Raw genomic sequence first — 14,766 nt, forward strand, 5'->3', positions numbered from 1 at the left:
GAACATAAGCGCCCCGGTTGGTGCACAACCGGGGCGCTCAGCACATCAGGGTTTGGCTTTCTCTGCGAAGTTCGCCTGAATCCTTTGCAGCAGATAGTCCGCCGCCGAGATCGGCGCGTACTTGCCCGCCGGACCCTGGATCATCACCTCCTTGTTCGCCTGGCAGAAGAACGCGAGGCTGTAGCGCGGCCCGCGGTATTCGCCCGGCTTGGGCATGCGCACCCGGTGCAAGGTTGACTTGAGCTGGTCATCACTCCAACGCATCAGCATGTCCCCGACGTTGCAGGTAATCACGCCATCGTGTGGGATGACCGAATGCCACACGCGGTTATCGCCGGCACCTTCAGCGTCCTTGCCCGGGCTGACCTGTAATCCGCCCTGGCCTTCCTGCTGAAACACCATGGACAGACAGTCGAAGTCGGTATGCGCGCCTGCTCGCCAGAGGCTGGCATCTGGCTCATTTTCAGGCATGGGCAGGTAATGCAGCAGGCGGAGTGTGCTCTGGTAATCCGGCTGGCAGCGATCATGCGCCTCAGTGAAGAAGTCGCGCTCGAAGCCCAGTCGCTCGGCGAAGCAGGACAGTACCTGCATACCGATCTGCCAGGCCCGGTACTCGAAATCCAGCATCACCCGCTGGAACTCCGGCACCACAGTCTGGTTGGGCCAGAGATCATCCATGTGCGGCAGGGTGATCTGAAAGGATTCCTTCTGATCAGCGGTGCGGGTAGAAGGACGGACCTGGGACATGAACTCCCATCCAGCATTCAAACCTTTCTTGAGCGGAAAGGCTGCTTTCTGTTCGCTCGGCAACTCGAAGAAGGCCTCAGATAACCTGAATGCCCGATGTATCTCTTCTGTCGGCAGACCGTGATTCACCAGCTGAAAAAAGCCGACATCCGTTGCAGCACGCCACAACTGATCAGTGATCTCCTCTCGCCGGTTGTCGAAATCGGTCAGGTCGATCATCGGGATTTCTCCGGCCGTTTCCACGCCGAAGCCGCCAAAAGTGGTTTCCAGCTGAAGCTCTTTGAGTCCGTATTCCTGGGTAGGGGTATTAACCATGATGTTCTCCGAGTAGCACCCGTGGTGGGTGAGGGCAGCGGAGGCCTGCAAAGGGGAGGGGGAATTCCTGCACCGTTGTGGCCACCGACCATAACTGAGCAATGACCTGGGCTTCGCCCTGCCAGCTTCTACTCAAGCTCGGGATCCGAAGATCCGCCCTGATCAGAAAGCATGAATCAGGCCAAATCCCTTTCAGCCTCGCCCAGCGCTTTCAACCACACAATCGATGGAAAAAGGGCCGCCGCCGCGCACCCGAAGGGAGCAAAAGCTGACCGCTTGCACCAAATTTGCTCCATCAGAAGGACTTATTGGTCTGTGGCTCGCAGGATCTGGTGGGTAACGCGCCACCGCAGTTGGAAAGGAAATTGCACTCAGGATGTATGCAACTAGCTGAGTAGAAGCGGTCAGGAGGCTTGCTCCGGGACATTGCTCGTCGATTGGAAAACAGGAGTGATTCATGTCTTACCTGATCAAGAATGCCGAGGCGTGCTTTAACCATGGAAATGCCACCGGCGGTACCGCCACGGCGGGCGACATCCGCATCCGCGACGGCCGAATAGCCGAGATGGGCATTGGGCTGTTGCCTGGCGCAGAACCTGAACAGATCATCGACGCCAGTGGCTGCGTGGTGTGGCCTGGGCTGGTCAATACGCACCACCATCTGGCGCAGTCCATCATGAAGGGCGTGCCAGCCGGCCTGAACCAGAACCTCGGTGACTGGCTCGGCTCCGTACCCTATCGCTTCTGGCCCAAGGTCACGCCGCAACTGATGTATCACGCTGCACGGTTGGGGCTGTATGAGCTGCTGCGCTCGGGCGCGACCACCTGCGCCGACCATCATTACCTGTACCACTCAACCACTACACCCGAACTCGAGGACGCTGTCTGGCAAGCGGCTGAAGAACTGGGCATCCGTCTGGTGTTATGCCGCGGCAGTGCGACGGAGGCGGGCACGCACCAGGGCATGCTTGAGCATGGCATCGAACCGGAATCACTCGATCAGGTTCTGAATCGCCTTGAGCATACCCGGAGCCGTTATCACCAGCCCGGACCGGATGCCATGCGCAAGCTGGTGGTGGCGCCTACCAGCCTGATCCATTCGAGTTCGGTCGATGGCCTCAAAGCCCAGGCTGCCTATGCTCGCGAATTCGGTCTGGGCATGCATTCGCATCTGCTGGAGGTAGGTTTTGACGAGCAGCAGGCACGCCAGAAATACGGTAAGAGCGCCATTGATCACGCAGAGGACTGTGGCTGGCTGGGGCAGGACGTCTGGTACGCGCATCTGGTGCACTGCGATGCGCACGCCATTTCACGCTTGGCCGCGACGGGTACCGCCATATCGCATTGTCCGACCTCCAATTGCCGGCTGGGCAGCGGCGTAGCGCCGGTGCATGCAATGCAGGCTGCCGGAGTAAAGATCACACTGGGCGTGGATGGATCGGCCTCGGCGGAGTCGGGCTCAATGCTTCAGGAGCTGAATCTTGCATGGCTGATCCACCGCGCCTTGCACGGTCCGGAAGCAACATCACTGGAAGACGTTCTGAAATGGGGCAGCCGTAACGGGGCCGAGCTATTGGGTTTGCATAGCGTTGGTGAGATTGCCGTCGGAATGGACGCCGATCTGGTGCTCTACGACATCAATCGGCCGCGCTTCGCCGGCGTGTATTACCCATTGATGGCACCCCTGATGTGCGGCGAGCCGGCATCGGTAAAGCAAAGCTTCGTCAAAGGGCGGGCAGTGGTAGCGGGGGGCGAGGTGCTCGGGCTGGATGAGGAAGAACTCACTGCCCGCGTAAAAGAATCCGTGGCGCAGCTGCTGGCATCCTGATAACCAGAAAGACCCCGGCGCAAGCGCCGGGGTCTTGGGGGATTCAACAGCGTTACTGCGGGATGGTGGCGTCAATACCCTCGACGTACCAGTTCATCTCAGCCAGTTCCTGTTGGCTCAAATGCTCGCCTTCCTTCACTTTCAGCTCGCCAGCCTGGTTATTCAGAGGGCCGGTGAAGGGGTGGAATTCACCGCTACCGATCGACTTGATGAGGTCATCAACCTGGGTGCGCTGCGCTTCAGTCAGACGGTCGCTGATCGCGGCGATCTTGATCACGTCGTCCGAGATACCGCCCCAGTAATCTTCGGATTTCCAAGTATCATCCATAACGGCCTGGACCTGTTTGATGTAGTAAGGGCCCCAATCGTTTACCACTGACAGCAGGTGCGCCTCGGGTGCGAAGTGACTCATGTCAGAGGCCTGACCCACGCCCCACTTGCCACGTTTCTTCGCCGCGAGCAGCGGCGCAGGGCTGTCGGTATGCTGAACGATCACGTCGACACCCTGATCCATCAGTGTATTAGCCGCATCCGCTTCCTTGGCCGGATCGAACCAGGTATTCACCCACACGACCTTCATCTCAACGTCAGGATTGACCGCCTTTGCGCCGAGATAGGTGGCGTTGATGTCGCGGATAACTTCAGGAATAGGGAATGACGCGATATAGCCGATGGTGTCCGACTCCGTCACCAGGCCCGCCGCAGTGCCCGTGACATAGCGGCCCTCGTAGGTTACGGAGAGGTAGGTGCCAAGGTTATCGGCCTGCTTGTAGCCGGTGGCATGCATGAAGGTCTTGTCCGGATAGTCCGCCGCCACCCGCGCGGTGGGGTTCATGAATCCGAAAGACGTAGTGAAGATCAGGTCGTTGCCGGCCTGGGCCAGGCGGCGGATCGTACGCTCCGCATCGGCACCTTCGTTCACATTTTCTACGTAAGTGGTCTGAACCGCCTCGCCGAAATGTTCTTCTACCGCGAGCCGACCCTGATCATGCTGATAACTCCATCCGTGATCACCAATGGGGCCGACATATACGAAGCCAATTTTTAGTGGATCATCCGCCAGCACCTGGGTCGAAAAAGCCAACGCAGCCGCTAAGGCCAGTTTCTGCTTCAAGCTCATCGCACATCTCCTGATATCAGTTTTGGTCATGCCATTCGCTTTCGGCGATTCGCACTCAGGTATTGGTCAAGCAAAAAGCTGGCCAATTGATCAGGAAAGTTGTTTGAGGGAGGACCAAGGAAAAGATAATCAGAAACGAGAGCTGGCTCTCAGGTAATGCATTCTTTGTCTATAGTCTCTGATGTGAGCCAGAAGGCTCATTAGATCAACAATAATAAAACGGAACTATTGCCATGAAACCATTGTTAGCTACGAGGCTGTCGGTGCGGCAGCTGCTCATTTTTCCCCTTTGTCTCGCTGGTGCTGTCGGGCTTTCGGGCTGTCTCGACAGCTCCAGCAGTTCAAGCGGGGCTCCTGATCCGGTTCTGCCGCCAGGCGGTCCGACGACCCCTGAGCTGCCCGCCGACGTATTGCGGCCACTCGTTTTCGTGCACGGAACCGCGGGGTCGGCGTCCCAGTATCAGACGCAGGCCATGCGCTTTGATAGCAATGGCTATTCTGCGGATTACGTGTCGGCTTTCGAGTACAGCACCAATGGACTGCCTATCATTCTCGCTGCGCGAGACGGCGCGTTGAGCGAAGCGCTTGATGAACATATTGAGCGTGTATTGGCCGAGCATAATTCCGACAAGGTCAATATCGCTTGTCATTCCCTCGGTACAGCCGTCTGTGGCCATTACCTCAACGATCAGCAGCGTGCCGCCAAGGTTAATGCCTATGTCGCTCTGGATGGCGCTGGCGGCACGGGCCCGGATACTACCTGCCCGGGCGAAGAGGGCTGGCGCGCGCCCTGCCTGGGCATCTTTGTCGATCCCGAGCGCACGATTGGACCCAATAACGTGCACCTTCCGGACGAGACCCACGTCCAGGCGGCGACATCCGCCGCATCCTTTGCCGCACAGTTCGAGTTCTTCACCGGGGAGGAGCCGACCACGACGGATATCGTGGTAGAGGAGGGCGAAGTCGCCATCTCCGGCAGAGCGGTGTACTTCCCGGCGAACGAGGGCGCAAATGGCAGCACTTTACGAGTCTGGGAAATCGATTCCGATACCGGAGAGAGGCTGGCCAACGAGCCGCTTGATAGCTTCGCTATCGATGCGACAGGGGAGTGGGGGCCGGTGGATCTTGTGACCGGCGCACATTACGAGTTCGAATTGCAGCGGCCGGGTCGCGCCACGCATCACTTCTATCGGCAGCCATTCCTGCGCGCGTCAGAACTGGTGCGGTTCAATACCTCTGCTGCCGGGTCTGAGATCGAGACCAATACCAATTCAGGTCCCGAACATGCTGCGCTGGTCATCTCGCGTGATCTGGAGTGGTATGTGGACAATGGTGAGCAGACAGACATTCTGGAGATCTCGACTGTCAGCCCGCTGCAGGGGGACCAACCCGCATTCAATCTGATTACCCCGGAGATGGGCAACGGTAACATCGGCATCCATGTGCATGACGACGTCGCGACGCCGCGGGAGACCACCGGTGCACTGCTGGCCTATTTCCACGCGCAGATTTTCCAGACCGGTGCGGATGTGTTCATGCCTGGCGATCCGGACCCGGATGGTTACATCAGCATCGTCAGCAGCCCACGCGGCGATACCGAGCGCAAACAACAGCTCAACGTACCCAACTGGGCCTCGTCCGAACATCGCATTTCATTGACCTTCAATGATTTCGTGCAGGACTAGCAATAGCGTGTTGCACCTGCCGCCCCGCCTTGTGCGGGGCGGTTTGCATTCAGCTTAGCGCCCTGATTGGCTCGTCCTTACAGATCTGCGAACACCCCATTTGATTTTCGCTCACGGACTTCTTACATGAGCTCGTCGCGGGTCATGTCGGCCAGCGATGTCTACCGGAGCTGTTGCGTTCAAAACCTTTGTCGAAGAGCTGCCGGTGAGGTGAGCCGCACGATGGTTTGCGGCAAGGAGGCGGGACAGATTTGTTTTTTGAACCGGCCGCTTGTGGCCGTTATCTGCCTATCAATACAGGCTGCTATCGGCCCAGAGCGTGTAAAAACGCCAGAACGGATTTTTGAATGCGTCTTTTGGGGGACCTTTCTCGGGCTTAGAACCTGATCAAGCTTATGACGCTGCGAATAGCGCATCAGACAGCCTAGCAACGCCTTGGCGCCCACTCAGAGCCAGCATAGGTGAGTAAAGCACGAGCTTTTACGCTGTCAGGGCCTCTAGCAAGCTAACGGTGCCTATGATTTTCATCACCCGTTTCAGGTTGTAGGCGAGCACATTCAGGCTCATCTCAGCACTCACCCCATTGAGCTTCCGGGTCAGGAAGTGCGTCGCACCCATCCATTGCTTAAGCGTCCCGAAGGGATGCTCAACGGTTCTTTTTCGGATCCGCATCATCTCGGGTGCACTGCTGAGCCGGAGCTGCATTTCTTCCAGCACTGCTTCGTGCTCCCAACGCCGAACTCGCCGCTGCTTGCTCGGCGTGCACTGCGATTTCAATGCGCAGCTTTGGCATTTCGAGCTCCAGTACCGATGCAGTTTCATGCCTTTCTCAACACTGGAGAAACGCCAAATCAAAGTCTCGCCAGCCGGACAGGTGTATGCGTTTGCCGCCGCGTCATAGATGAATGCGTCATTATTGAATCGCCCATCGGCTTTGGCTGCGGAGGTCATTGGCTTGGGTACATAGGCGACGATTTCCGCGTCGTGACAAGCCAGGATTTCCTCACTCTTGAAGTAGCCTCTGTCAGCTACCACCGACAGCTTTTCTGTCCCCATCGCCTCGCGGGCTTGCTTGGCCATAGGGCTGAGCTGGTCGCGGTCGGACCCGACGTTGGTCACCTCATGAGCGACGATTAAATGGTGCTTGGTATCGACCGCTGTCTGCACGTTGTAGCCAACGATTCCTGTGCCGCGAGTCATCATGGAGCGGGCGTCTGGATCGGTCAGTGATACCTGCTTATCCGGTGATTCATTGAGCCGAGTTTCGATCGATTGAAGCTCTTTCATTTGCGCCTTCAACTTGGCGATTCTTTCTTCCAGGTGCACGACATTGGCGTCAGAGGCCGGACGATCCTGCTGATCGGCAGCATCGAGCGCTGTCAGGTACCGGTGAATACTCGCTTCGATTTCCTCCATCCGCCGCTTCAATTTGGCGCTGGTGAAATTGCGATCTCGGTTATTGACCGCCTTGAATTTGCTGCCATCGATGGCGATCAGGCTTTCGGCGAACAACCCCAACTGCTGACAGAGCACAACGAACTGACGGCAGACGCCACGGATAGCCCTACCGTTGTCCTTTCGAAAATTAGCGATAGTCTTGAAATCAGGCATCAAGCGTCCGGTCAGCCACATCAACTCCACGTTGCGCTGTGCTTCCCGCTCAAGACGCCGGCTGGATTGAATCCGGTTGAGGTAACCGTAAATGTAGATCTTCAGCAGGATCGAGGGATGATAAGCAGGCCGACCAGTATCAGCGGGAATGGCACTTTCAAAACCCAGCTTCACTAGGTCGAGTTCGTCGACAAAGACATCGACCACTCGCACCGGATTGGTCTCGTTGACGTAGTCGTCGAGACTCTCTGGAAGTAAGGTGCTTTGGCCTCGATGCTCACCCTGAATGAAGCGCTTCATGGACAATCCTTGCGGTGAAAATCCTCAGAAAGCATAGCAAGGGTTTTGAGACAGCGTTTTTACACACTCTGGGCCGAAAGTGGACTGATTCAGCAGCTCCTAACTACCTCAATGACAATGCACAAAATTGGGGTCAGATGATGCCCCCAATTACTCTTTTAAACGCAGAAAAAGGGGGCGCAATGCGCCCTCTGATTAGCCACTTATGGAGTGACCGGTTTTGTCACCTTTCTGTCCACCATATCCTTGCCCAATCGGGTCCAGGTCAACAGGAAGCACAGAGCGCTGGCAGCGTACAGGCAGGCCATTATGATCATGGAGGTTTGCAGGCTTTGTGCGTAGACCTGTCCACAGACGTCCTGCAGGTTCTGGTTCAGTTGACCGATTACGGCGGGGTGACACTGATTTCGCGCCAGTTCGCCCGCCGCAACCCCGAGCTCGGCGACGCCGGACTTGAAAAAGATGTCGGAGATTGCGCCAATGAACAGCGGACCGAAGCCGTAGCCAAACAGGTTAACGAGAAGCAGCATCACTGCCGTGGCCATTGCGCGCACACGCATGCTTACCACGCCCTGGCCGATCGTGTACTGAGCGGCTAGATAGCCGTACTTCACAAAGCCGCCGATGACCAGGCCGATTGCAGCGTAGAGCAGATTGTCGGTGGTAAAGGCGAAAATATAAAAAGGAACCGACAATGCCAGGCCCACCGCCGGTACCCAGGCGATGGCGCCCGGGTGCTTCTTGTAAATCCTGGTCGCTAGCCAACCGGTGGCGAAGGTGCCAACGGCCGCGGACAGTGCTACCGGCGTGTTGATCCAGATCGCTGCCTGACCGGCGGTGATTTCGTAGGTGCGGACCAGAAAGAGCGACTGGAACGAGGAGATACCGTAACCGCAGAAAGCGGCAATGGTGGCGCCGGCGGTCATCAGCCAGAAAGCAGGCTTGCCCATCAGCTCGTGGATAGCCTCGCCCAGGCTGGCTCGTTCTTTTTGCGCGGCTTGCTGCGGATCGGTGTAGCCGCGCGGCGGCTCCTTGACCGTCAATTTGAAAACAAGGGCGACCAGCAAGCCCGGCAAACCGACGACGAAAAAGGCGGTGCGCCAGTCGAACATGTCGGTAACCCAACCGCCAATTATGTTGGCGAACATGGTGCCGAGTGTTACGCCCATGGCGTAGAAGCCCAGCGCCTGGGATCGTTCACGCGGAATGAAATAATCCGCGATCAGGGAGTTGGCCGGTGGCGTACAGCCCGCCTCGCCGATACCCACACCGACGCGGCACATCAGCAGAATCCAGAACGCGCCGATGGTCACCGAGCCAATGGTGACTTCCGTCGCCAGGCCGCAGAGCGCCGTCATCACCGACCACAGGGCTACGCAGACGGTCATTATCCATACGCGATGGGCGACGTCGGCAAAGCGCGCTAGCGGGATGCCCACGGCTGTGTAGAGCAGGGCGAAACCGAAGCCAGTGAGAAGCCCGAACTGAGTGTCGGAAATCCCGAGGTCCGGCACCAGATCGGGACCGACGACCGCAAGCAGCGCGCGGTCGACGAAATTCAAGATGTAGATCAGTGTCAGCGCGAATAGCACATAATTGCGGTACGCCTTGGAGCCGTAGCCAACCAAGTGGCCTTGCGTCCCCCCATCTTTGGCAGTGATGGCACTCATGGACAACCCCTTCTAAGTACGTTGTTTAGGTATACGCGGACTGTAATCGCACCTTGCGATCACTTGCTCCAGGCGGTGCCTGGCTGGCCTTGAGAACAGTCGAGAGTCCTTTGCGGCAAGTCGAGCCCGGCCGGTATAGTGACATCGTGGGTACGGTGCCGCACAGAATCTTTGGATCTGTCGCGAGCCATATTCAGGCGATGAATACCAGGACTCAGGGGAATCATGAGCATCACCGCGACGCGTGACACAACGGCGCAGCAGCGGAGCGGCCTGGCGCGCGAGCCAAACCTTCTTCTGGTTTGTGCATGAAGGTCATTGGCCGGTCCAGAGCTGCAACCACGTTGGGATCGATATCCTTTCCGTAGACGGCGACCTTGGAACTATTGAGATTGAATGCCAGGCATCAGAAGCCTTTGCCAACCCACTAGGTAACGTTCAAGGCGATCCGAGAGGGTTCTTTTGGTGAAGCTGGCAGGATTCGTGCTTGCCCTTGTTTGATATGCCGTTGCAGGCGGTATCCTCAAACAAAGGAGCAGTTGTACATGAAACCTGATGAGAGTAAGCCCACCGCAATCCAGCCGGTCTGTCCAATCTACGGTCTGGAAGACAAACCGGGTCACTTCGAATCCACTCTGGCGGCTATTCAGCATCTACTGGCCGGTTTCGTAAATATCATCGCTCCGTCGCTGGTTATAGGGGTGACGCTTGGATTGGAAGACTATATCCCGATGCTCATTAGCGCTTCGCTATTTGTGTCGGGTATCGCTACATGGATTCAGTCGCAGAAGGTCGGTCCCCTGGGCTCTGGTTTGCTAAGTGTTCAAGGCACCAGCTTCGCGTTTGTGGCTGCCCTCATCACTGCGGGTATGATCGCTCGTGAAGGGGGTGCCAACGATCAGCAGGTTCTCGCGACGCTTATCACCGCTGGCGCTGTGGGCAGTTTTGTAGAAATTGCGATTGCCGGGTTTCTACCGAAGCTGCGCCGAGTGATAACCCCTGTGGTAGCCGGCACCATCGTGATATTGATTGGTATGAGTCTGGTAGCGGTCGCTCTGCGAGACGTAGGCGGCGGTGCCGGGGCGGAAGACTTTGGTAGCGGTAGTAACATGGGTCTGGCTGCAATCGTGATTGCGGTTGTCATGGCTTGCCAGCTGAGTGGCCGTCCTATGCTGCGGGTTGGGTCTGTGTTCCTGGGGCTGCTGGTTGGAAGCGTAGTAGCAGTATTCATGGGCAAGTTTGCCATGCCGGATTTCTCAGGCGCGCAAGCCTTCGCCATACCAATGCCTCTGGCTTTCGGTTTCCACTTCGACTGGGTAGCTTTTATACCGGTAGGCTTCATGTTCATCATCACCTCGCTGGAGACAGTAGGAGACATCACGGGGACGTCCAGGGTATCTGGTGAGCCGGTATCGGGTCCGCTATTCAACAAGCGCGTGCGGGGCGGCGTGCTGGCTGACGGCGTGAATTCTCTTCTCGCGGCCATATTTACCACCTTTCCCAATACCACCTTCAGTCAGAACACCGGGGTGGTTCAGCTGACGGGTGTTGCCAGTCGCCATGTCGGCCGTTATATCGCGGTGATTCTGGTTGTGCTCGGGTTGATACCCGTTCTTGGTATTGCCCTGCAAGGCATTCCGAGACCGGTTCTCGGCGCCACAACCTTCATCATGTTCAGTTTGATCGCCGTGTCTGGCATTCAGATAGTGGGTAGCCAGAATCTGTCCCGTGCCCAGATCCTGGGTGTCGCCTTGTCGATCGGCGCGGGGATGGGCGTGCAGCTAGTGCCCGAGGTGCTCAATTTTCTTCCGGATCTTTGGCAGCGCATTTTCGGATCAGCTATCACCACGGGTGGTTTGCTGGCTATTCTCTTTGGTCTGCTACTGCCCCGCGCCGAGGAAAATGAAACGAATGAGAGCGAGGAAACGCTTACTGAGGTGCCTGCAAACGAGCTGGCCCGGCAAGTAAATTGAAGAGGCGTCGGGCTCGGTGTGGTCGATATTGGTGCGTGCCGCCGTATGTACTGACCTCCAATGGTGCTTAACGACAGTCCTAAGCTAAAGGTGCATTCGAGCAACGCCTGCATAAATGGCACTTTTCGTTGATGAGCCGTTTATCAGACTTAAAAGAACCGGGGAAACTTTTGGCGCTGCAGTCCCTCCACTGAATAGAGGCTGCTTGATACTCGAGTAGCCCGGCTAGATGTGGAGGTAATCATGACCAACGATTCCAAAGGCAATCCAGGCAATTTTGCAAACGATCGCGAGAAGGCTTCGGAAGCCGGTCAGAAGGGCGGTCAGAACAGCGGCGGCAATTTCGCAAACGATCGCGAGAAAGCGTCGGAAGCTGGTCAGAAAGGCGGTCAGAACAGTGGCGGCAATTTTGCGAATGATCCTGCGAAGGCATCGGAAGCCGGCCACAAAGGCGGTCAGAATAGCGGCGGTAACTTTGCAAACGACCGCGAAAAAGCGTCGGAAGCCGGTAAGAAGGGTGGCGAGAATAGCCACAGCGGCGGCCGCAACAGCTGAGCGGCTAAACGGGGGTGACCGCCCCCGTTTTTTCTACCAAATGGTCGCTGGCGCAACGTCAGTCGAGCCGAAAATTGTCCTGTCTCTAGCTCTCGTCTTACCTACTAGTCCCTGATACCCAAGCCGAGGTCCGTGTATAGATCAGGCGAGCTTCGTTCTCTCTTATATCCAAGGTCCCGAATAACGTCCGCTTCATGTCCAGGGTGGTTTCCTTGCCGCCATGCTCGACGACACAATGGGCCCAGCTCTGGCGTCCACGCTCGGGGAAGGCGAGTTCGCGCCGACTCTAAACCTGAACGTGAATTTTCATGCGCCGGCAAAAGTCGGGGCAATCCGTGGCAATGGCAGGGTGGAGCGCCGAGGCGGGCAGGCCGTTGCTACTGCTACGGCGACTGCGCTGGTACGAAAGGGATAACGTTAGTTTTTTCTGGCTATCGGAGCTGTCAGCGCGATACTAACGAGGCCGGGGCCGGGGCCGGTGCTTTTTGCGGGCTCGCACCCTCATAACTCATTCAACAAGGAGCCGATTATGGATCTGGGTATTAAAGGCCGCTGGGCAATCGTCTGCGCCGCCAGCCAGGGGCTGGGCAAAGGCTGCGCCGAGGCGCTGGCGGGCGAAGGCGTTAATCTGGTGATCAATGCGCGTACTGTCGCCACCCTGGAACAAACCGCTGCCGAGCTGCGTGGCCGGTTCCCGGCAATCGAGGTGGTCACGGTCGCTGGCGACGCTGCCGAGCCTGCGACGCGTCAGGCCTTGCTTAGCGCCTGCCCGCAAGTCGACATTCTGGTCAACAATGCAGGGGGCCCGCCGCCGGGGGATTTCCGTGACTGGGACCGGGAGGACTGGCTCAAGGCGCTGGATGCCAACATGCTCACGCCCATCGAACTGATCAAGTCTGTGGTGGATGACATGGCGGAACGCGGTTTTGGCCGGGTGGTGAATATCACCTCTGGCGCGGTGAAGGCGCCGATAGACATTCTGGGTCTGTCTAATGGTGCGCGTAGCGGCCTGACTGGTTTCATCGCCGGGCTTGCACGCCAGCAGCGCCTGGCCGGGCGCAACGTGACGTTGAACAATTTGCTACCAGGCGCGTTCGACACGGCACGCCTGCACAAAACCCTGCAGGCAGCGAGCCAGGCAAGTGGTGATCTGCAGGCGACGACGGAGACACGCCGCCAGGCGATACCGGCGGCGCGGTTTGGTTCTGCGGAGGAGTTTGGGGCGTATTGTGCGTTTCTATGTAGTGCCCATGGCGGCTACATCACCGGGCAGAACCTGTTGATCGATGGCGGGGCCTATCCGGGGACCTTCTGAGGAAGAGCATCATCCATTTGCCGGACGCGCTACCGTCCTCGAGTTGGCGTAACGCCGGAATGCTGACGGCGCCGCGGCCGGGTGCGTCGTACTAACGAAACCGCGAATGACTCCGCTCGGATTGCCTGTGATGGCGTGAACTACCCAGATGGCGTGGGTCGATGAGAATAATCGAAGGATGCTCTCTACGTATTTGTTCCAGCGCCCGGCCGGAGTGCTTGCCGACCCACAGGCCGGGTAATACCTCGCGCGCGGGTTCGAGTGTCACGTTCTGGTCTGGGAGATAAAAGCATTGCATGCCTCTCGGACTCGCTGTTGGGCGCTGTGTTCGGCATTCAAATGCCCGTTCGTCGGATTCTGAATATGGACGCGGCCGCTCAACCCTGCGGGCTGTGTTCCATTTGTTCGCAGTACTGGCGCAGGTTTTCGTCGAGGTTGGCGGGGCATACGCCGCACTGCCTGTTACCGGGCACTGCGTAGTCGATGAATTTGGGGTAGGGGAGGTTCAGCTTGGCCATGATGGTTTTGAATTCCTCTTGCGGGATGGCTTCGCCCAGGCGCGGGTTACGCATTTTCTCCTGCGCAATGGTGGAGACGCGGCGGTTCTGATAATCGTGGGCGGGATAGACCAGGGTGTCGTCCGGCAGGGCGAAAAGTTTTCCCCTGACGCTGTGAAATAGATCATCCGCATTGCCATTCTGAAAATCAGTCCTGCCGCAGCCGTCGATCAACAGGGCGTCGCCGGTGAACAGCCTGTCACCGAGCAGATAGGCAAAATGCCCGTCGGTATGGCCGGGCGTATGGATTGGCTCCAGACGCAGAGTACCGACCTCGAAGGGTACGCCTTCTTCAATTCCCACATCGGTACACGGCAGGTTGTCGATGGCCGGCGCCGCGATGCGGCTGCCGACCTTCATTTTCAGCTCCAGTGCTGCGGTGATGTGATCCGCATGAATGTGTGTATCCAGGGTATACGCCAGCTTCAAGCCCAGCCGAGCAATCTCCGCCAGGTCGCGGTCCATGGTCGGCACGACCGGGTCAATGAGCACGGCCTGTCCGGTTTCCTCGCACCCCAGCAGATAGGTGTAAGTCGAAGACAGTGGCTCGTATAGCTGGCGAAATATCATGATTACCTCACTGGTTGAGTTGACTGCGCAGGGTTCTCCAGCACGTTGATCAGTGCGTACTTTTCCCGATCTATCTCGCCCCGGGTGCGGATACCCAGGCGCCGCAGGATCGGAAGCGGCGGGCACCAGCCCTGCAAGCCATGTTGCAGCAGGAAGGGCAGCACCACGCCGGGCAAAAATAGCCACTTGCGGTTGACGGTCAGCCCGAGCACCAGACCGGTGAGTGCAAGCGCTGAAGCATTTACCTCCAGCACGCGCTCCACGTCCCACTCCCGATCCAGGGTGTCGATCCGCTGTCTGATCTCGTCATGACTGCGCTGGCTGAAACGTCGGATATTGGCGTCGGCCTGGTCATCGATGCTGCGGTTGATGTCATCGGATGTTGAGCGGCGGACGCGGTCGGCCTGATCATTGGTTGCAAGGTCCTGCTGGTTGGGTGTCATGGTCGGCTCCTGATCCTGTGCGCCACCGGGCGGGCGGCGTTTCATGAAATGGTTATTAGCCTTCAGGATTATGAAAA

Annotated in this window: 11 protein-coding genes and 1 pseudogene; 6 read left to right on the forward strand and 6 right to left on the reverse strand. The window is 57.8% G+C overall.

The window, feature by feature from the left end; all coding sequences use genetic code 11:
• Positions 1-45: 45 nt before the first annotated feature.
• Entirely contained in the window at positions 46-1,062 is a 1,017-nt protein-coding gene (locus tag G3M63_RS10000; RefSeq protein WP_163982957.1) for an isopenicillin N synthase family oxygenase, read from the reverse strand.
• Positions 1,063-1,519: 457 nt separating this feature from the next.
• Here G3M63_RS10000 and G3M63_RS10005 point away from each other — a divergent pair, with 457 nt between their 5' ends.
• Positions 1,520-2,890, forward strand: coding sequence for an amidohydrolase family protein (locus G3M63_RS10005; protein ID WP_163982959.1), 1,371 nt, complete (start codon positions 1,520-1,522; stop codon positions 2,888-2,890).
• A gap of 52 nt (positions 2,891-2,942) precedes the next feature.
• Here G3M63_RS10005 and G3M63_RS10010 read toward each other — a convergent pair whose 3' ends face one another.
• Positions 2,943-4,010: a BMP family ABC transporter substrate-binding protein gene (locus G3M63_RS10010; protein WP_163982961.1), complete on the reverse strand. Its 1,068-nt coding sequence runs from the start codon at positions 4,008-4,010 to the stop codon at positions 2,943-2,945.
• A 233-nt stretch (positions 4,011-4,243) separates the two neighbouring features.
• Here G3M63_RS10010 and G3M63_RS10015 point away from each other — a divergent pair, with 233 nt between their 5' ends.
• Positions 4,244-5,695, forward strand: coding sequence for a hypothetical protein (locus tag G3M63_RS10015; RefSeq protein ID WP_163982963.1), 1,452 nt, complete (start codon positions 4,244-4,246; stop codon positions 5,693-5,695).
• A 480-nt stretch (positions 5,696-6,175) separates the two neighbouring features.
• Here G3M63_RS10015 and G3M63_RS10020 read toward each other — a convergent pair whose 3' ends face one another.
• Together G3M63_RS10020 and G3M63_RS10025 are read right to left on the reverse strand one after the other, a co-directional pair.
• Complete coding sequence (locus G3M63_RS10020) at positions 6,176-7,606, reverse strand: IS1182 family transposase (protein WP_163982965.1); 1,431 nt, start codon at positions 7,604-7,606, stop codon at positions 6,176-6,178.
• Positions 7,607-7,809: 203 nt separating this feature from the next.
• Positions 7,810-9,276: an MFS transporter gene (locus G3M63_RS10025; protein ID WP_163982967.1), complete on the reverse strand. Its 1,467-nt coding sequence runs from the start codon at positions 9,274-9,276 to the stop codon at positions 7,810-7,812.
• A gap of 545 nt (positions 9,277-9,821) precedes the next feature.
• On the opposite strand from G3M63_RS10025, the gene G3M63_RS10030 reads away from it, so the two are divergent.
• From G3M63_RS10030 to G3M63_RS10045, 4 genes and pseudogenes are all read left to right on the forward strand, one after another.
• Positions 9,822-11,249 carry a uracil-xanthine permease family protein gene (locus tag G3M63_RS10030; protein WP_163982969.1) on the forward strand — a complete coding sequence of 476 codons (1,428 nt, stop codon included), beginning with the start codon at positions 9,822-9,824 and terminating at the stop codon, positions 11,247-11,249.
• Between the two features lie 243 nt (positions 11,250-11,492).
• Positions 11,493-11,804, forward strand: coding sequence for a general stress protein (locus tag G3M63_RS10035; RefSeq protein WP_150301946.1), 312 nt, complete (start codon positions 11,493-11,495; stop codon positions 11,802-11,804).
• Between the two features lie 205 nt (positions 11,805-12,009).
• A pseudogene (locus tag G3M63_RS10040) lies at positions 12,010-12,219 on the forward strand (PaaI family thioesterase); the annotation flags it as partial.
• 114 nt (positions 12,220-12,333) lie between these two features.
• Positions 12,334-13,119 carry an SDR family oxidoreductase gene (locus G3M63_RS10045; protein ID WP_150301944.1) on the forward strand — a complete coding sequence of 262 codons (786 nt, stop codon included), beginning with the start codon at positions 12,334-12,336 and terminating at the stop codon, positions 13,117-13,119.
• 377 nt (positions 13,120-13,496) lie between these two features.
• Here G3M63_RS10045 and G3M63_RS10050 read toward each other — a convergent pair whose 3' ends face one another.
• A complete protein-coding gene (locus tag G3M63_RS10050; protein WP_150301943.1) occupies positions 13,497-14,246 on the reverse strand; it encodes an MBL fold metallo-hydrolase in 750 nt (249 codons plus the stop codon).
• A 2-nt stretch (positions 14,247-14,248) separates the two neighbouring features.
• Positions 14,249-14,689 (reverse strand): DUF2892 domain-containing protein, encoded by a 441-nt coding sequence (locus G3M63_RS10055; RefSeq protein WP_150301942.1) that lies wholly within the window; start codon positions 14,687-14,689, stop codon positions 14,249-14,251.
• Positions 14,690-14,766 lie beyond the last annotated feature (77 nt).

It is taken from the genome of Pseudomonas sp. OIL-1, from assembly GCF_010669185.1.
Lineage (GTDB): Bacteria > Pseudomonadota > Gammaproteobacteria > Pseudomonadales > Pseudomonadaceae > Halopseudomonas > Halopseudomonas profundi.